Below are 17988 nucleotides of genomic sequence, written 5' to 3' on the forward strand. Positions count from 1 at the left end.
GAGGGAAGAACTTGGATAACATGAGACAAAAGATGATGTACAAAAGAGGGAATGATGGGATGAATTCATTCGAGATGGAAAGACCAGCACCGTATCACATGCAATTTTATGAACAGTTGAAGCAAATGATTTTTGATGGCCAGTTTCAGCCAGGAGAGCGCATCAATGAAACACAGCTTGCCAAACAATTTGGCGTAAGCCGATCACCGGTCAGAGAGGCGATGAGGCTGTTAGAAAAAGACGAACTTTTAATCGCGGATCATCGATCAGGCTATTCCGTCTATACGTTAACAGAGCGAGATGTCGAGGAACTCTATCAAGTCCGAATGGCTTTAGAAACGCTTGCCGTTAAGCTTGCCTGCAAAGAAGCCACAGATAGAGAAATAGATGACATTGAACAGGTGCTCACGAAGGCAGACGAAGCGATCAAACAGCAGCTGCCATCTCAGGATATCGTTCAGTTACACGAAGCGTTTCATCAAACAATCATACAAGCCAGTCACAATCACCGTTTATCTAAACAATTAAATCACGTGAATGCGCTCATTCATTATTGCCGCATCTTTCATTTTAGCGGCGGGGCTCGTGCTGAAACCATTCAAAGAGAGCATGCAGCCATCTATTCTAAAATAAAAAAGCGCCACTCCACAGAAGCCGTTCAAGCAATGACGGAGCATTTATTACATGATGTGGCGCATTTAAAGCAAGTACTCTCTGAAACAACCGAAAAGTAACGCGTGTCATTTCCCATTTTTTAAGCATTCGTTGAACATATTTTGAATTTTTCGTAGATTTCCGCATGTCCAGGCGATCTTTCGTTTATATTAGAAGATGAGAAACTAGCTTTTATACAGGAGGATTTGTATATGCATACAAGTATCAGCCGTCTGAGACAGGCGGGTTTTATTGAGGGTATGTCTCTTTTAACCCTTCTTTTAATTGCCATGCCTCTAAAATATTTTGCGGATATTCCGATGGCGGTCACCATTGTGGGCTCTCTTCATGGCGCATTGTTTGTGATCTATATGCTCATTTTGGCATATGTGACATTTAAAGTTCGCTGGCACTTGAAATGGTCCATCGCCGGATTCTTTGCGGCATTCATTCCTTTCGGCAACTTCGCCTATGATAAGGTGCTTCGCCAGTATGATACAAAAGCTTAATCAAAAGGGCTAAAACGACATTCGTTTTAGCCCTTTTTCTACACGCTGACGTATTTTTTAAATCGATGCATATTTCACAATGGCTGCTTGACGTGTCATTTCGTGATATGCCACCCATAATTCATCACCTGGCAGTACGCTAGTGATCGGATCGATTGGCTGTTTCACTTCATACATCACGCCATCTCTCTCAATCTGAATGATCGCTAACGGCTGGTTGCCGATGACACCGGAAAATGTGACATGGGTCACTTTTGCACTTCCTTGTTTCTCTTGCATAAGACTGATTTCTTTATCCAGCTCTTCTTGTTTTGTCTGCATCGTGATTTGAGTTCCTGGCGCGACCTCCATATGGTCAGGGATGAATTGACTGACCGTTTTTGTGATGGATTGATCTCCGCTAGAAACCGTCACATCCAGCATAATAGGCTTCTGATCATGAATTGTGACTGGATATTGCTTCACCCGTTGGATCGTTCCTGTTAATGTCACGTCTTTCCCCGAACGATTCCGCACTTCATGCCCATAGGCTGCCATTTTCAACTGACCGCTTATGTCAACGAGATCGGCTTTTTCTCCTGTTCTAAACTCAAAACCAGCGGCTTGAATCATCGGAATGGTATACCTTTTCTGATCTGCTTCAAATGTAAGTGATAAGACGGTGCCTCGTCCTACGGTTCCATATGATTCTATGTTTCTTAAAATAGCGCCTTTGATGAACTTTGGCTCGCTTGGCTGCGAGAAGTCATCCTCTTTTAAGAGCATCGCCTTTTTCTTTTTCGGATTGTAAAGAATAGCGATACGCTGACCCGGCTGCGGTATCTGAGTATAGGATACAACCGTTTTAACCGCCTTCTCAATATTTCTCCCATCATATTGAAATTGAAGCTGCATGTTGACCAGCGGCTGTTCGTTGATGTAGGTACCCGTTTCTTTGACTGATACAATATTGGCTTCTAATGTGACACTGTCTTTTATCTTGTTCTTTCTCACAAGCCTCAAAATCGGTGGCAGGAAGATCGCTAGCACAAATAACAACAGTGGGATAAAGAGCCATATCGCCCAGTTGAGAATAAGTGGTCCGCCCTTCATGACATATTGCATAAAGGTGTCAACAGACGTTTGGTGGGCTGGACTGGCATTTTCGATTGAGATAACCTTTTGCAAAGGAAATTCCTTTAGCTGTTTGCTTTTCGCCTCAAATGCCCCCGTTAATTGGTTGCCAAGTGAATAATAGAGCCAATCGCTCTTCACATTTTTATGAAAAGAGAGATCTTCTTTTTGTAAAGATTCATATGACAACGACTGAGACAGCTTGCTGGCAGACGTCGCCTTATTCGTGCGATGATTATAAATATAACCAGTCAGCTTGCCTTTTGCTTCGTCCTTTGCTGTAGAGCCTAAAAGAAGAACTTCTTCTTCATTCAGCTGGTAGATAAAGGTTTGGTACATCGGTTTTGGTGTTGGGACGACTTCCCCAAGCCTTCCCTCTGCATCCACTTTCCTTGGTCTTTTTGGATAGTTGGATTCGACAGCGACAGCAACGTTTTGTGATGATCCGATCGTTTTTTTCAGTTGCTGCACGACTTTATCTTCAATGAGGCTAAACGGTTCTGCACTTTTGGAGACATAGACCCCAAGCTGATGCTTCTCGTTTGAGATTCCGCTGACATACGCCTTCTGGTCATTTTTCAAAGTCAATTCAAACATAGGGAATGGGGTCTGCCCTCTAAAAGAATTCATGACGACATCGATGGAAACAGGTCTTGCTGGCAGCTTCAGCTCGCTGAGATTGTGGACATGAAACTGACCATTCTTTAGCTCACCGAGGACCGCAGCAGCGCCTTCCATTTCTCCTGTAAACACGAGACGTCCATTCCATTGATATGTATTCGTTTTTAAAAATGAGGGAATCTGTAAGTTTTGCTTGACGAGTTCTTTCTTTGCTCCGCTTGGAGACAGTTTTTCGATCAACAGCTGCTCGTCTTTATTTTTTAAAGCAACTAAGAGATGGTTCCCTTGAATGGATGGCAGCATTTCATTAAACGAATCGCTTGCTGTGGTCCATTCACTGATTCTTTTTCCTGATTGAGGATCATACATTGCAAAATGGAGCTGCTGGTTTTTTGATACAGCACTCACCACTCGTTTTCCTTCATCGAATGTAAACATTCGTTTGATGTCATACTCTGTTACTTTCCCTGTGGATAAATCATCTTGGTAATGGTTCCACACCAAGACACTAAGAATGATTGCTGGAATAAAGAAGACAATATACCTGAGGAAAATCACTGGTATTCTTTTCACTTGATCGCTTCCTTTCATGGAGTTCCTTTTTCTTATACGTCAGTGCAGCGAGAATGTTTCATGCTAGCAGAATACCATTCCAACTTTCTAAATCCATATTTTACATATTTGATTATTTACGATAAAATCCAATCAGATTCAAAAAAAGGATGTTATCTCAATGGATAAGCTATCATCGATCATTCTAGCGGCTTGGCTGCGTGTTCCCCGTTGGTTCAAGCAAGGGGTGCTCGTATCTATTACCATTTTCTTTTTTTATATGTGCTTTGTAAAGGGGCTGACTAGCTGGTACACCTTGCCGCCTGTCACTTTGCTCGCATGCGCCATTTGTTCCTTTCTCATCTGGATGGTGTGGCTAAACAGTCAAAAAAACAAGTAAAAAGGAGAATTTCATGAAAGAATCCATCTTTTATTTTGCTATCTCTTTTGTTCTTCAATGGGTTTGGTTTGGGGTTGTGCATCCAGATAGAGGCGTGACACTGCTGGACATGTTGATCTTCTCTATTTTGTTTACGGTGATGTTCTTTTTTATTGGCCGGATTTGGAGGTATCAGAAGAAAGGGCGAAGTGAGTGATGATGAAGCATTTCCTCTTTCTGTCGATGAGTGTTCGTTGTTCTAATGTTGGCGGCGAATCTTTTTGAAGGGGATGTCATGCGGACGGTGTCCGCTTTTTTTCTTCCTTTTTCCTATTTTATTGTTTAAAACGTAAAAAGGCTGCCAAATAGATGGCAGCCCGTTTCTTACTCTTTTCATGCAAATAAATAATCAATGTTTAATCTCCGTCACGGAGTGTATGAATTAAGATTCGATCATATCAGTGTGTCATATGTGTTCCGAGTGAACCTACGTTTGAAAGTAAACGCCATGGAAGTTCTGGATAACAAGACAACGAAAGCCCTACCTCTCATTCGTCCTTACGGCTCCGAAGCCGTGCCAGTGTGAATTGTAAATCAAAACGTCTTTTTTCCATTCTTCCGCTTTTATAGGGGGCGGTTGCAGAAGGAAAAGAATAAGTTTGTTCGCTTTGACAGCGTCTCGTTCTTATCAAGTAGAAGCTCTATTGCTTCTCATTATGTCATAGAAAAAAGAAAGTTTACTTTCTTTATTTATTTGCTATTTCAACACTTAATATAAAACTATAACACGTTCCCCCAACTTACGCAAGTGTTAAAGTGATAATTCTGCTGGTGTCCGGTTTCCTTCGTTCATATAACGAATGGAGGTTGGGTCAATCTTAAGGATCACTAGGTTTGGATCATCTTTTCCTTTAAACCATTTCTCCATCTCATCAGACCAAAGGCGGTCGATCAGTTCTGGATCATCAGTTAATGTGGCTTTACCTGCAATTTCTGCATATGTGTCCCCAAATCCTTCACCTGAATAACCAATGAGAATATGAACATTCGGATTTTTTTCAATCTCATCAGCTTTATGTGTTTCTTTGCTTGTTGGTGTATATAATGTCAGCCCTTCATGAAAAAAAGTCATATAGCGGGTATGCGGCTTATCTTGTTCAACAGTCGCCAATGTTCCAACTTTTTGTTCGTCTAATAAGTTCATTACCTTTTGCTTTAACTCTTCTTGTGACATGTATCTTCACTCCTTCAAAATGTCATCCGTACTCTTAGGTTTCCACGACAATCCATTCATTAAACAAAGAAATGTGTTTTTCATAAAAAGACATCTTCTAGCTGATGCTATAAAAAACGGACACATTGAAAGGGGAAGTTGAACATGCATCATGAAACGATGTTCCATTTGAGTTCAGTTGTAATTGCAGCGGTTGTTGTGGGCATTATCATATGGTCTGTCTCATCTGTACAGAAGAATCGGAAGAAATACTAAATACACCGCCCAATCAAAGCTGGGCGGCGTGCTATTGATCATGTATTCATAAAGGAACCACCGTTGACGTGAAGTGTCTGTCCCGTCATATAAGACGATTCGTCCGAAGCAAGCAGTACATAGCAGCCTACATGCTCCACAGGCTGTCCTGGTCTTCCCATTGGGGTCTCGGCCCCGAAGTTTTCGACACTGTCTTCATCAAATGTAGATGGAATGAGCGGCGTCCAAATTGGACCGGGTGCTACACCGTTGACCCGAATTCCATCTTTCACAAGCGACTGTGCCATAGAACGAGTAAAGCCGTTGATGGCCCCTTTTGTCGCCGTATAATCAATGAGCACTTTGTTGCCTCGATACGGGTTAATAGATGTTGTATTAATAATGGAACTTCCCGGTTTTAAGTAATCGAGTGCCTTCTTCGTAAAATAAAAATAAGAATAGAAATTGGTTCTAAAGGTTTGGTGAAGCTGTTCACTAGAAATATCTTGAATACGTTCTTTCGGATGCTGTTCGGCCGCATTATTGACTAAGATGTCCAGCTTCCCAAAGGCTTCAACTGTCTTTTCTACCGCTTTCTCACAAAAGGCTTCGTCCCCGACATCCCCTGCAATCGTTAAACATTTGACGCCTTCCTGTTCTACACGTTTTTGCGTATCTTCTGCATCCTCATGTTCATTTAAGTATACGATCGCGACATGAGCTCCTTCTTTGGCATACGCAACAGAAACGGCACGTCCAATTCCGCTGTCTCCACCTGTAATCAGCGCTACTTTTCCTTTTAGCTTACCAGACCCTTTATACGATTCATCCTCATAGATCGGCGCAGGATTCATTTCTCTTTCACTGCCCGGCTGCTGATCCTGCGTTTGGCGCGGAATGCCATTTGTTAAGTATTCACGTAAATCCATGTGTAAGCTCCTCCTTGATTTGTTGATGTATCCTTTCATTACCACTTCATTTTTTTACTCAAACATCCCTATGCGTCATCAATGCGTTTTGAAAACTGACAGGTTTCAGGATGGGAAAAATCGGTTACATAAACATAAAAAAGGAGCGTTCTCACATGCTATCAACCATTTCTAAAACCTTTAGCAGACCAAAAGGCTGGCTCGGAAGCATCGCAGGTTTTATTATGGCAAATGAAAATAAGGCACTGAATCAATGGGCGATCCAGCATTTAGATTTATCAGATGGTGAAAACATTTTGGAAATAGGCTACGGCCCCGGCTATAGCATCAAACATATGCTCAAGCATTATGACGATCTTCACATTGATGGACTAGATGCTTCTTCAACTATGAAGGAACAGGCGCATTCGCGTATAAAGAAACGATCCAAAGAGAAGCAGGTCCGGCTGTATGTCGGGAAAATTGAAAAAACGCGCCTCCCGGCAGATCAGTATGACAAAGTACTTTCTGTTAACAATTATACGATTTGGGATGACCCAAAGGCTGGCGCACTCAACCTTTATCACACCTTGAAACCGGGCGGAACACTCGTCATTGTGATGCAACCAAGAGAAAAAGGAGCGGACGCCAATCGAACAAAAGAAATGGGCGAAAGCATCCTCAATGACTTAGAATTTGCTGGATTTGATCAGTTTTCTGTTGAATATGAGGAGATTCGTCCCACCCTCGCTGTCTGTGTCACAGCAAAAAAGCCGAGAAGCGAATAAGCTCTCGGCTTTTTCTTACCATTTTGCCTCTTTGACAAATTGATAAAAAAGTTGATGTAATTTCTGTTCAATCTCTTCCTTTGTTCCTTGTCCATAAAGCGCCATGCTTTCTTCACTTTCAATGATGGATGAACTGATCAGGCTAAACATTTCAGACCCTTCTTTGCCAAGCTCTAGCGGCGCCAGCATGAGGAGCATTCTGGACATGAGCTGCTGCCCGCCATCCATGCTTTTGATCTCGTATGCCTCATCAAGATCATAGATATGAAAGACCGGTTTCTTAATGAGATCATGCTTTAAGTGAAAAAGAGCAAACTCGGTTCCTGGAATGCCTAAACCACCTTGCTGCTCACGCTCAAGTAAACCGGCTGTCACTTCGTCTACACGTTCTAAATAGCCTTGACTTTCAACCTGACGCATCAGCGCTCTCATTGTTGACTCATGCTGCTCCGTCGTCTTCTTTTTTTCGATTGTAAAATGGGACAAGATGCTGCGAATCACTGACATATAATTCGTGATTTGCTCTGCCATCCCTATCATATCAACCGTTTCCTCCACCGATTCTTTTGCAGATTCCTGTGCTCTTTTTTTCTCAATCAGATAAGGAATTTTTCGTTTAATATGTGACTTGACCCGCACTGCGTCATCCTCGTTTAAGAGCGGGCTGACCATAATGTAATCAATATGCTCATATGGGATCGGAACGGTTGATACGATCATGTCATAGCTCGCAGCGTCGATTTCCTTTAACTCCATTAAGGAAGATAGATCGAATTTGGCGATCTCAGGCAATTCTTTTTTCAATCGTGATGCGAGCATTTTGGACGAACCGATGCCGCTTGAGCAAACGACCAATGCATGAATCTTGGTTTCTTCTTTTTTAATTTCAAGCACCGAACCAAAATGAAGCACGATAAAGGCAATTTCATCCTCTGGAAATTCGATCTCAGGAAAGAAGCGCTCCACACCTTCTTCAATCGCCATGAACAGCAAGAAGTAGTCTTTTTTTATTTGTTGTGTGAGCGGATTGTAAATCCGCATCTTTTCTTTTAATCGGTTCATAGCTGGTTCAAGATGAGACACGAGTCCCTCATACAATGAATCGTTTTCATTTAAATGATAGCCTGTTTTATGAGAAATAAAGTCAATGAGTTTCTTCGTTCTCAGCGCGATATCTAACTCAATCTCATCAATGCGGTATTCTGCCGTAAAGCTTCGATTTGCACTGCGCAAATGGATGGTCATGTAGCCGACCTCCGCTTCAGGAATCTCTACATTAAACATGCGTTCTAATGCTCGCGCGATTCTGAGTGAAGATTCAAATTCCTTCGTCCGCTTTAATTCAAGCAATTCTTCCTCTTCCATCCGAATGGTTTCACCGATTTGAATGCGTTCAATGGCATAGGTTAAGTGAACGACAAGTGCAATATAGGCACTATCTGACAACGAGAGAGAGAGTCTGTTTTTCAAATGAAAGAGCAGCCTTTCTACCTTGAGCAGCTGTCCTCGACTGACTACCCCAAACACCTTTTCAGTCGCTTTCGTTCGATGTTTAATATTCATCTCAATCGTTTCGAGAAATAATTGAATGTCGAGACGGTCAACGATCAGGTTGCCGACAATTTTTCGTTTGGCTTCCTCAGGCCCTTTTAATTCAATGCCGTACCCACGCTTGCGGATAAGCAGTAAACCGTAAGGAGCGATCCAGTCCGTCAGTTCATCTAAGTCGTAGCTGATGGTCGCATTTGTAACCTGCAAGTCGGCTGCAAGTGTATATAATTTCACCGGTTCTTTTGCTTCAAGTAGGGCACACAGGATTAAGAGCTTCCGTTCATCAGAACTATATTCAATTTGGTCTTCATTTGAAATATGAGACAGAAGCCGCTGTTTGTCTTCCTGTTCACCGACCGCCTTCAAGCCCTTCCCCGGCTGTTTATCAAGTGATAGGTTGTAATTCTTTAAAATAGGTTTAATGGATTTAAGTTCTCTATGAATGGTTCTTGTACTTACTTGAACAGAATCGGCGATCTCACGAATGGTGACATAACGATTTTGCTGAATCATATATTTGATCACTTTCTGTTCTCGTGCCGTTATGTACATGAAATGCCTCCTTCTGCTTAAATAGGTCTATTGTCACACTTTAATATAAAACGCTTTCACTGATCGATGCAACCTGAAGTTGATCTAAATTTGGCACACAGGCTGTGACAAAATGAAAGACTCAAACGTTTCTCCAAAATGAAGGTCCATAATCCTTTTGATGAAATTGAATCGTTTGTTCATGAAATGGCAGTGCGCCCCCGACCTTTAATGAATAGGTAGGATTATAGACGGGAGAGCCAAAGCAATACTCCATCGTCCCTTCCTCCGGCCGAAACATGACGGTTCGCATCGTCCCAAACAGCTCTTCATAATTGTGCACAGTCAGACCAGCAGGGTATTCTGCCTGAAATAGTTCCGTAAGAGACTCGCTTGACGGCTGTTCTTCTAAAGCTTGAATTAACATGTCGTACCTGACAACAGAATGATGTTTCGTCAACCCTTTTGCCGTGTGATCAGCAAGCGGATGGTTCGTAGCCGCAATAAATCCACGCTCCGGCCTTCTCACCTTTTTTTGCCCATCAATCATTTCAATCACAGCCGCCTCTCCCTTCCGGTCAGCAAGCATTAGGTGAACATTTGACGCGACGGGCATTTCCTGTACAAAACGGACGGCATCCTCCACCGTTTTACAGGACTCTAGCACAGCACGAATGACATGATATACTTGCAAGCCAGCAACAGCCGGCGGCTTTAAGCCTGGTTCGTTGCCAATAGGCGGACCGCATGCAGAAAATGTCACCGATAGACCATGCTCATTCATCCCATCCGATCTGCCAAATAAGATTAATGATGAGCCTGTATGGACTGATGAGCCCTTTACATGTGTAGATACAAGACGCATATCATCAAACAGCGGAGAAAAATCATAGTTGCGCAGCATCACCGTCTGTTGATTGGCAGCCTCATTCCCCTGCATCACACAATGGGAACAGCCCGGCTGAAGATGCGAAGAATAGAAAAAGGTCAAATCGCTTTCATCTATTTGCATTTCATCACAAAATCCCGAGAGCTCTTCTTCTAACTGAGGAAGAAACGGTCGAATCAGCTGCTTTGTTTCCTTCACAGCCTCTTTTGATAACGGTTCTGATTGAATGTATTGTTTTTTAAGCAAAGGGTGCTCCTTCAGCCAGACAGCCTGCTGCTTTCCTACCTCATAAGCTGTTCCTTTCAATTCATGAAAATACGCGCTCATCTCCTGCATGCATCCACCTCTTTTGTCTTTGTTTCTTTTATCATATCGAAACAGCCCTTCATTTAAAAGAATGAAAAAACTGCAATCCCGAGGGATCACAGTTGCTTAGCGGATTGTTGAAACAGCGCTTCTGCCATTGCTTCATATCCTTTGTGGTTTGGATGAAATTGATCAATCGATAAGTATGCGCTTTGATGTCCTTCAAATACACCGTAAATATCCACCACTTCTACATGTGGATTCGCAGCAAGCTGGCGAAGGTGATGGTTGTATTGCTTCAGCCATCTCTCTGCGATCGGAATCTCAGGAAAAGGATTATATAAATTCAATAAATATACGCAGTATGGATGATGCTGCCCTCTTTTTATCAGAGCGATTTCTTGAACCATTTTGCTAAAATTCGCCTGACAATGCATAGACGCTTGCAGCAGTGTCTTTTCATCTTCACCTTTTTCATACTGCAGAACAGCTTGAACAAGATCATTCCCGCAGCCTGTGATGGTGATGATGTCAGCATGAGCAATCGCCAAACTTACATCAGACCGCTGAAAAAGCTGCAAGATCTCTTCCGTTGTTAACCCTGATTTCGCAAATACGGACAGTTTCACCGGTATATGCAGCTTCTTTTCAAGCTTCGCCGCATATCGCTCCGTAAAACCGCCGCCAAATAAACGTGCCCCCACCCCAACCGTTAAGGAATCTCCAATCGCAACATAGGATCGTCCCACTCTTATCCCTCACTCTCTCCTGCCTTCTCTTATATATACGAAAAAGAAGAACAAATGCTTGTAGCAGATGGCTTAAAGGCATCCACCTTTTTTTCAAAAACGCAGGATGGGCGCATTTACAAACACTTTACTTGCGATATCGATCCATTTTTTGTTCAATGGGAGTAGGGTTTTTTTGCTTAAATCGCAGCTTTGAAGCGTTTCAGAAAAATTTACAAACTTTTTATCTTGATTTCAAGACTTTATACCTTGACTTCAAACTATATAGTGATTACAATGAAAATATCAGTTTTTATGTAACTGTGCTTGTTACATCTTTTTCATAGCATTCCAATATGATTAAAGATGCCACATATTCAGTGTATCTTTGGGGTACGCTAAAAAAATCATTGAAACAGGAAGGATTGAATAAACATGGCAAAAGTTTTATACATCACTGCACATCCGCATGATGAAACAGTTTCTTACAGTATGGCTACTGCTAAAGCATTTATCGAATCTTATAAGGAAGCAAATCCAAGTGACGAGGTTGTACATATCGATTTGTACAAAGAAAACATTCCTCACATTGATGCAGATGTATTCGCTGGATGGGGCAAGCTTCAATCTGGTGCTGGCTTCGATACACTTTCAGCTGAAGAGCAAGCGAAAGTTGCTCGCCTAAACGAATTAAGCGATCAATTCGTTTCTGCTGACAAATACGTATTTGTTTCACCACTTTGGAACTTCTCATTCCCACCAGTTCTTAAAGCATACATCGACTCTGTTGCTGTAGCTGGTAAAACATTCAAATACACTGAGCAAGGTCCTGTTGGATTACTAACAGACAAAAAAGCGCTACACATCCAAGCACGTGGCGGATACTACACTGAAGGTCCTGCTGCTGAACTAGAAGCAGGTCACCGTTACCTTGGAACAATTGCAAACTTCTTCGGTATTCCTTCTTTCGAAGGTCTTATTGTTGAAGGTCACAATGCTGAGCCTGCAAAAGCAGAACAAATTAAAGCAGATGCGATCGAACGTGCAAAAGCTTTAGGTAAAACTTTCTAATTATTAACACGCAAAAAGCCAATGATCTTAACGGTCATTGGCTTTTTATTTGTTCAGATGCAAAACCTAATTCTTTTGAAATGCCGCTGGCCGCTTTTTTGACCTGCTCAATTAAATAAGGAAGCCGTTCCTTTTGATAGCCTGCCTCAAACCCCGCAATACTAATGCCTGCTGCCACTTCTCCGTGATGATTGAAAATGGGCGCTCCAATAGCCGCAGTATAGTTTTCAAGCTCTGAATAGCTTAACGTATATCCGCGCCTGTTTGATTCTTCAATCATATTTCGCAGGACATCTTTATCGGTAATGGTTCCGATCCCGATTTTCCCGAGCTCTACCGAATCAATATAGGCAAGTCTCTCTTCCTCTGGCAAAAAGGAAAGAATACTTCTCGCACAAGCTCCCGCATATAATGGGGATCTTCTTCCGACAGCGGTATAGAGCCGGACAGGCTGCGTTCCTTCCATTTTCTCCACATAAATGGCTTCATCTCCTTCACGAATAATGAGCTGAACAGCCTCACCTACCTCATCACGCAAGTTTTCCATAAAGGGCCTTGCAATTCTACGGATATCGAGGCGATCGGCGACAAGCTGACCGTATTCAAGGAACATCAATCCTAATCGGTAAACACCTGAAGGATGCTTTTCTAATAATCCCATATCGGCTAACGAGTTGGCCATTCGGTGTACAGATGTTTTGGGCATGCTCGAGAGCTCAATCATGTCATTTAACGTTAATTGTTCGTGTGTGATAAAAAGCCGTAATATCTCCATTGATTTCACAACGGTTTTATTTGTGTTCTGCATGTTTCTCACCTTTTCTAAAACGAAAATGCTTCGAGTTTTAATCTTGCCGTCAGGTCCTTCATTTCTGCTTCTTGTGTGAATAAGGCTTGCTCTGCTTCTTGGCGGTCAATTTGTTGAAACGTGAGATTCGCTCCAGGCATCGCCTGCGCAATGAGCGGCAAATCGACTGTTGCCACCTCACCAATACGGGGATATCCACCTGTCGTCTGGCGATCTGCGAGCAGAATAATCGGCTGGCCGTCAGGAGGAATTTGAATAGAGCCAAAAGCAACCGCTTCTGAAATCAATTCAAGCTTTTGCTTTAAACGTATCGGTTCTCCTTTCAATCTGCATCCCATACGATCAGATTGGGGAGTGACCTGATAAGACCGTTCGAAAAAAGCTTGCTGCGATTCTTCCTGAAAATGAGACAGATGTCTCCCTGCCAGCACCCGAATGACTGGTGATTTCCCGAGAGGCAAAAAATGAGCATGATTGACTGTCCAGTCTGGCGCACGTTCCCCTTTGCTTTTTAACATGTGAACGAGGCTCACCGCCAGTGGTGACGGTTCTCCAATCGGCAGGACGTCTCCTTTTTCTAGCGGACGCCCTTCTACCCCGCCTATCTTCGCTCTGACGTACGTACTTTTACTTTTCATCACCGGCTCAACATCAAATCCACCGGCTACAGCGAGGTAGGAGCGGCATCCCCTCTTACAAGGGCCAAAGGTGATCGTGCTTCCTGCTCGAATGAAGAGCGGTTTCCATAGAGGCACTTGTTCCCCGTCAATCTCAACCTCCACATCAGCACCGGTCACGGCGATCAGCTGATCCTTCTGACATGTCAACACTGGACCGGGCCCCATTAATGTGATTTCCAGCACCGCTTCGTTTTCTTGATTCCCAGTGAGGATGTTGGCGATTCGGAGCGAGAGCGGGTCCATGCCGCCGCTCGTTAAAACACCGTACTTCTGATAGCCTATTCTCCCTTTATCTTGAATGGTGGTGAACATTCCTGGCTTGATGACATGCATACTCAACGATCTTCCTCCTTCATGCTGAAAAATTCCTTTTCAGACAGTTGAACAAATCGAACCTCGTCCCCTGCCTTTAGTAGACTAGGTCTCTCAGCATTCGGCCGAAATAAGGACAAAGGGGTTTGTCCAATGAGCTGCCAGCCTCCGGGTGTAGATATCGGATAAACCCCTGTCTGCTTCCCCGCAATACCCACAGACCCTTTCGGAATCGACATTCTTGGTGTTTCTCTACGCGGAGCTGCAATTTTTTCAGAAAGTCCGCCTAAAAACGGGAACCCAGGAGCAAACCCAATCATATAGACAAGATACGTCCCGGATGTGTGAATACGTACAACTTCTTCAGGCGTCAAACCATTGATACGGGCGACTTCTTCTAAGTCAGGACCGAGCTCTCCTCCATAACATACAGGAATGTCGACGATCCGGCGCTTTGCCTGATTCCCCTCCTGCCAGTTGTCTTCAAGGAGGTTTTCAATATAGTCTTTGACCCATTCATACGGAGAGATCGCACGTTGCTTAAGCTGAGCAGATTGATAGACCGTATAGGGCTCATAAAAGACGGTCACGTTTGTAAAAGCTTGAACAGCTTCCACATATCCTTCAAATGGATGCTGTTCAATACATGAAAACAGCTGCTTCACACGCTCATGAATGTCTTCACTTATGTCAGTCCCGGCTTGGATGACAATGGCTGCGTCTCCTAGCGGGTGGAACGTGATCGTATCTTTTATCGTTGAAAATGCCACTTTTATGACACCTCTCTTTCTACAGGACACCGAGCTTTTGATCTCTTACATCTGTGATAAACATATGACCGGGTGCATGGGTGATCGCAATATCTGGCTTAGTGTGCATGACGATGGCTTGCGGCGTCACACCACATGCCCAAAACACCAGGACTTCCCCTTCTTTGATCACAGATGGTTCTCCAAAGTCTGGTTGATCTACATGTTCAATGCCAATCACAGCTGGATCACCTATATGGATAGGACCGCCATGTACAGATGGGAATCTAGACGTCACCTGAACACTTCTTGTGACTTGATGTGCTGGGATCGGCCTCATGCTGACAACCATCGGACCATGGAATACACCTGCCCTTTCACATGGAATGTTCGTTTGATACATTGGTACATTATGACCGTCTTCAATATGGCGGACAGGAATGTCATTCAGCATGAGTGCATGCTCAAATGTAAAACTGCATCCGATGAGAAAGCCCACCATATCATCCTCCCAATAGGAAGAAATATCTGTTACCTCTTCTTGAAGAACCCCTTTTTTGTAAACACGGTATTTAGGGAAATCCGTTCGAATATCCGCATCAGGTGCTGAACGCCTTGGCACTGGATCACCTGGGTCGAGCACATCAAGCAAAGGACACGAAGCCGGATTCCGCTGACAAAATAAAAGAAAATCGAAGGCCAGCTCTTTTTTGACGATCATTAAGTTGGCTTGCGCAAATCCCTCAGCAAAGCCAGCCGTTGGTCCTGTGATCTTCTGCTTACGAATCAATTCTCTGATTTGTGACGGCTCATAGGTTTGATATGCTTTCATGTGATCAGCTCCATAGTTTTGGAATTTCATTCATGATGGTATATCCGCCCATGATTGCCATGATGACAACAACAAACGCACCTGTTGCTGTCAAAAAGAATGGATGGCGATAATCACCGACAATTTCTTTTTTATAGGCAGCAATCAGCAATGTTCCGAGTGCAAGCGGCAAGATCAATGCATTGATGGCCCCAACCAAAATCAATATGTTCACAGGTCTTCCAATCGTGATAAAACAAATGGTCGAGAGCGCAATGAATCCAACGATAATGCCTCGTTGATTTTTCTCGATTTTTGGTGAGAAGGTTTTAAAGAAGGAAACGGAGGTGTATGCTGCTCCAATGACTGAGGTAATGGCGGCAGCCCACATAATAATCCCGAACATTTTATATCCAACATTTCCAGATGCTAATTGAAAAACAGACGCAGGCGGGTTCGATGGATCAATCTGTAAGCCTTTTGAGACAACTCCTAGAACGGCTAAAAATAAAGCCACACGCATCACGGATGTGATCAAAATACCGAAAATGGAACTTTTCGTCACTTGTGGCAATGCATCCTTCCCCTTAATGCCAGCATCCAGCAGACGATGACCACCAGCAAAAACGATATAGCCACCAACTGTCCCGCCGACCAGTGTGACAATTGATAACATGTCAATTTTCTCTGGCACGAAAGTTCTCATGACCGCTTCTCCAACTGGCGGTGCTGTGGAAATAGCCACATACAGCATCAGACCAATCATGACAAAACCAGCGATTTGTGTGAATCGGTCCATCGCTTTTCCTGCCTCTTTGATGACAAAAATGAGAATGGCAATGACTGCACTGACCCCAGCCCCTATGCGGGGATCGACGCCGAATATGACCTGAAAACCGAGACCCGCACCGGCGATATTTCCAATATTAAAGGCAAGACCCCCAATAACAATCAAACAGGCTAACACATATCCAAGACCCGGCAGAACCATATTGGCAATGTCCTGTCCTCTTTTTTCCGAGACGGCAATGATACGCCATACATTTGTTTGCGCAAAAATGTCTAGCAAAATGGAAATCAAAATGACAAACCCAAAGCTAGCTGCGAGCTGCTGTGTGAACACCGTTGTTTGTGTTAAAAATCCCGGTCCAATGGCGGACGTTGCCATTAAAAAGGCTGCGCCCATCAGCATAGAACGGTTCCCTTTTGGAGCTTTCATCTGTTTGGCTTTCTCTCTTTTCATGCTGTTTCCCCCTTTGATGACGATTTATCGAAATGCCTTGAGTTGAATAGTGGCTTCTTTTAGCTTCGCTGTAATGGTTTTTGCAAATTGAAGCGCGTGACTGCCATCCCCGTGGATGCACACCGTATCTGCTTTGAGCTGAACATCTTCCCCTTGCACTGTCCGCACTTTCCCCTCTCTTACCATACGGATGACCTGCTGAACTGCCCTTTCATCCTCTTCAATGAATGCATGAGGTTCACGGCGGGATGTCAATGTCCCGTCTGGTTGATACGTCCGATCAGAAAAAACTTCATGTGCCACTTGAAGACCGATTCTTTCCCCTGCTGACGCAAGTTCACTGCCTGACAGCGCAAATAACACAAGGTTAGGATCAATATCATACACAGCCTTCGCAATTGATTCAGATAATTCAGTATTTTTAGCCGCCATGTTGTAAAGGGCGCCGTGTGGTTTGACGTGCTGCATCGTACCGCCTTCTGCTTTCAGAAAGGCTGATAGTGCACCAATTTGATAGATCACAAGATCATAGGCCTCCTCTGCTGAGATAGCGATTGGACGTCTGCCAAAACCGACTAAATCTTGCAGACCTGGATGTGCACCAATTTGGACCCCTTTATCCAGTGCCATTTTAACCGTCTTTCTCATCACAGTTGGATCTCCCGCATGAAAACCGCATGCAATATTGGCTGAGGTGACATATTCAAGAATTTGTTCATCTGAACCGATGGTGTATTGACCAAAACTTTCTCCCAAATCACAGTTAATATCCACTTGATACATAGAACCCCTCCTTGTCGTTCCGAATTACGGAATAGAAAGTCCGAATATTCGAATTTATATTGATTATACCAACTTTGGATAGACTGCACATGAAATTGTCAGAAAATATAACAATAGAACTAGGAAATTGTGTCTCTTGCAAACTTTTGGTCTCATTCTCAAAAAGGTTATTCTATCAACCTTTTTGAACATTAAATAAGAACAAACGTTTGAAAACAAATGCAGACAAAAGCATTCATTTGGGGGAGTATTGGGGGAGTTTTTTAATAATTGACAGACGTAAAAGGAGCGTAAAATGAACATAAACAAAATAAGATCACTCTTTTATAAGACATCAAAATACCTGGGTGACGTCAATGCCGTTCAAAAAGGTACTATCGGAAAACGTATCATGCGACGTGCTGCGGGTAAAACAACCGGCAAGCTAATGAAAAAGATATTCAAATAAGATAGTCCGTCCAGGGTGGTGATTTTATGAATGATCTTGAGAGGAAGCTATACAGGATCATATATAATATGATCAGGAAAAGACGA

The 17988-nt window shown here is 43.3% G+C and carries 18 protein-coding genes; 6 read left to right on the forward strand and 12 right to left on the reverse strand.

Features of this window, described 5'->3' with window-relative positions; all coding sequences use genetic code 11:
• Positions 1 to 59: 59 nt before the first annotated feature.
• Positions 60 to 734, forward strand: a complete 675-nt coding sequence (locus ACTJKA_RS16920; protein WP_046344934.1) for a GntR family transcriptional regulator — start codon at positions 60 to 62, stop codon at positions 732 to 734.
• 132 nt (positions 735 to 866) lie between these two features.
• A complete protein-coding gene (locus ACTJKA_RS16925) occupies positions 867 to 1163 on the forward strand; it encodes a DUF3817 domain-containing protein (protein WP_008347156.1) in 297 nt (98 codons plus the stop codon).
• A gap of 57 nt (positions 1164 to 1220) precedes the next feature.
• Here ACTJKA_RS16925 and ACTJKA_RS16930 read toward each other — a convergent pair whose 3' ends face one another.
• Positions 1221 to 3470 carry a hypothetical protein gene (locus ACTJKA_RS16930; protein WP_440607855.1) on the reverse strand — a complete coding sequence of 750 codons (2250 nt, stop codon included), beginning with the start codon at positions 3468 to 3470 and terminating at the stop codon, positions 1221 to 1223.
• A gap of 160 nt (positions 3471 to 3630) precedes the next feature.
• Here ACTJKA_RS16930 and ACTJKA_RS16935 point away from each other — a divergent pair, with 160 nt between their 5' ends.
• A complete protein-coding gene (locus tag ACTJKA_RS16935) occupies positions 3631 to 3849 on the forward strand; it encodes a hypothetical protein (protein ID WP_046342688.1) in 219 nt (72 codons plus the stop codon).
• Between the two features lie 13 nt (positions 3850 to 3862).
• Complete coding sequence (locus tag ACTJKA_RS16940; protein ID WP_008347162.1) at positions 3863 to 4045, forward strand: hypothetical protein; 183 nt, start codon at positions 3863 to 3865, stop codon at positions 4043 to 4045.
• 594 nt (positions 4046 to 4639) lie between these two features.
• On the opposite strand, the gene ACTJKA_RS16945 is transcribed toward ACTJKA_RS16940, so the two are convergent.
• Positions 4640 to 5062 (reverse strand): pyridoxamine 5'-phosphate oxidase family protein, encoded by a 423-nt coding sequence (locus tag ACTJKA_RS16945; RefSeq protein WP_008347166.1) that lies wholly within the window; start codon positions 5060 to 5062, stop codon positions 4640 to 4642.
• 293 nt (positions 5063 to 5355) lie between these two features.
• The gene (locus tag ACTJKA_RS16950) at positions 5356 to 6225 is read right to left on the reverse strand and encodes an SDR family oxidoreductase (protein WP_008347170.1); all 870 of its coding nucleotides are present in this window, start codon (positions 6223 to 6225) and stop codon (positions 5356 to 5358) included.
• A 155-nt stretch (positions 6226 to 6380) separates the two neighbouring features.
• On the opposite strand from ACTJKA_RS16950, the gene ACTJKA_RS16955 reads away from it, so the two are divergent.
• Complete coding sequence (locus tag ACTJKA_RS16955; protein ID WP_041091156.1) at positions 6381 to 6992, forward strand: class I SAM-dependent methyltransferase; 612 nt, start codon at positions 6381 to 6383, stop codon at positions 6990 to 6992.
• Positions 6993 to 7007: 15 nt separating this feature from the next.
• Here ACTJKA_RS16955 and ACTJKA_RS16960 read toward each other — a convergent pair whose 3' ends face one another.
• The 3 genes from ACTJKA_RS16960 to ACTJKA_RS16970 all read right to left on the reverse strand — a co-directional run bounded on the left by ACTJKA_RS16960 (position 7008) and on the right by ACTJKA_RS16970 (position 11018).
• Entirely contained in the window at positions 7008 to 9095 is a 2088-nt protein-coding gene (locus ACTJKA_RS16960) for a BglG family transcription antiterminator (protein WP_440607856.1), read from the reverse strand.
• Between the two features lie 121 nt (positions 9096 to 9216).
• Positions 9217 to 10299, reverse strand: coding sequence for a C45 family autoproteolytic acyltransferase/hydolase (locus ACTJKA_RS16965; RefSeq protein ID WP_046342685.1), 1083 nt, complete (start codon positions 10297 to 10299; stop codon positions 9217 to 9219).
• 86 nt (positions 10300 to 10385) lie between these two features.
• On the reverse strand, positions 10386 to 11018 hold the full coding sequence (locus ACTJKA_RS16970) for a GDSL-type esterase/lipase family protein (RefSeq protein WP_440607857.1): 633 nt from the start codon (positions 11016 to 11018) through the stop codon (positions 10386 to 10388).
• Between the two features lie 414 nt (positions 11019 to 11432).
• Between ACTJKA_RS16970 and ACTJKA_RS16975 the strand changes: the two genes are divergently transcribed.
• Positions 11433 to 12068, forward strand: coding sequence for an FMN-dependent NADH-azoreductase (locus tag ACTJKA_RS16975; protein WP_024720223.1), 636 nt, complete (start codon positions 11433 to 11435; stop codon positions 12066 to 12068).
• Between the two features lie 34 nt (positions 12069 to 12102).
• On the opposite strand, the gene ACTJKA_RS16980 is transcribed toward ACTJKA_RS16975, so the two are convergent.
• The 6 genes from ACTJKA_RS16980 to ACTJKA_RS17005 are packed head-to-tail and all read right to left on the reverse strand — an operon-like array spanning position 12103 to position 17454.
• Positions 12103 to 12876, reverse strand: coding sequence for an IclR family transcriptional regulator (locus ACTJKA_RS16980; RefSeq protein WP_007498093.1), 774 nt, complete (start codon positions 12874 to 12876; stop codon positions 12103 to 12105).
• Between the two features lie 14 nt (positions 12877 to 12890).
• Positions 12891 to 13895, reverse strand: a complete 1005-nt coding sequence (locus ACTJKA_RS16985; RefSeq protein ID WP_144740434.1) for a biotin-dependent carboxyltransferase family protein — start codon at positions 13893 to 13895, stop codon at positions 12891 to 12893.
• The gene (gene pxpB / locus ACTJKA_RS16990) at positions 13892 to 14638 is read right to left on the reverse strand and encodes a 5-oxoprolinase subunit PxpB (RefSeq protein WP_046342679.1); all 747 of its coding nucleotides are present in this window, start codon (positions 14636 to 14638) and stop codon (positions 13892 to 13894) included. Before pxpB ends, ACTJKA_RS16985 begins: the two co-directional genes overlap by 4 nt.
• A 19-nt stretch (positions 14639 to 14657) precedes the next feature.
• Positions 14658 to 15449 (reverse strand): putative hydro-lyase, encoded by a 792-nt coding sequence (locus ACTJKA_RS16995; RefSeq protein ID WP_046342677.1) that lies wholly within the window; start codon positions 15447 to 15449, stop codon positions 14658 to 14660.
• A 4-nt stretch (positions 15450 to 15453) separates the two neighbouring features.
• Positions 15454 to 16671, reverse strand: a complete 1218-nt coding sequence (locus ACTJKA_RS17000) for an NRAMP family divalent metal transporter (RefSeq protein WP_008347191.1) — start codon at positions 16669 to 16671, stop codon at positions 15454 to 15456.
• A gap of 24 nt (positions 16672 to 16695) precedes the next feature.
• Entirely contained in the window at positions 16696 to 17454 is a 759-nt protein-coding gene (locus tag ACTJKA_RS17005) for a LamB/YcsF family protein (protein ID WP_336750125.1), read from the reverse strand.
• Positions 17455 to 17988 lie beyond the last annotated feature (534 nt).

The organism is Bacillus sp. 22190, assembly GCF_052045575.1.
GTDB lineage: Bacteria > Bacillota > Bacilli > Bacillales > Bacillaceae > Bacillus > Bacillus altitudinis.

Coding starts and splice junctions, on each gene's coding strand:
- ACTJKA_RS16920 (WP_046344934.1), top strand. CDS start 60: ATGAATTCATTCGAGATGGAAAGACCAGCACCGTATCACATGCAATTT.
- ACTJKA_RS16925 (WP_008347156.1), top strand. CDS start 867: ATGCATACAAGTATCAGCCGTCTGAGACAGGCGGGTTTTATTGAGGGT.
- ACTJKA_RS16935 (WP_046342688.1), top strand. CDS start 3,631: ATGGATAAGCTATCATCGATCATTCTAGCGGCTTGGCTGCGTGTTCCC.
- ACTJKA_RS16940 (WP_008347162.1), top strand. CDS start 3,863: ATGAAAGAATCCATCTTTTATTTTGCTATCTCTTTTGTTCTTCAATGG.
- ACTJKA_RS16945 (WP_008347166.1), bottom strand. CDS start 5,062: ATGTCACAAGAAGAGTTAAAGCAAAAGGTAATGAACTTATTAGACGAA.
- ACTJKA_RS16950 (WP_008347170.1), bottom strand. CDS start 6,225: ATGGATTTACGTGAATACTTAACAAATGGCATTCCGCGCCAAACGCAG.
- ACTJKA_RS16955 (WP_041091156.1), top strand. CDS start 6,381: ATGCTATCAACCATTTCTAAAACCTTTAGCAGACCAAAAGGCTGGCTC.
- ACTJKA_RS16960 (WP_440607856.1), bottom strand. CDS start 9,095: ATGTACATAACGGCACGAGAACAGAAAGTGATCAAATATATGATTCAG.
- ACTJKA_RS16965 (WP_046342685.1), bottom strand. CDS start 10,299: ATGCAGGAGATGAGCGCGTATTTTCATGAATTGAAAGGAACAGCTTAT.
- ACTJKA_RS16975 (WP_024720223.1), top strand. CDS start 11,433: ATGGCAAAAGTTTTATACATCACTGCACATCCGCATGATGAAACAGTT.
- ACTJKA_RS16980 (WP_007498093.1), bottom strand. CDS start 12,876: ATGCAGAACACAAATAAAACCGTTGTGAAATCAATGGAGATATTACGG.
- ACTJKA_RS16995 (WP_046342677.1), bottom strand. CDS start 15,449: ATGAAAGCATATCAAACCTATGAGCCGTCACAAATCAGAGAATTGATT.
- ACTJKA_RS17000 (WP_008347191.1), bottom strand. CDS start 16,671: ATGAAAAGAGAGAAAGCCAAACAGATGAAAGCTCCAAAAGGGAACCGT.
- ACTJKA_RS17005 (WP_336750125.1), bottom strand. CDS start 17,454: ATGTATCAAGTGGATATTAACTGTGATTTGGGAGAAAGTTTTGGTCAA.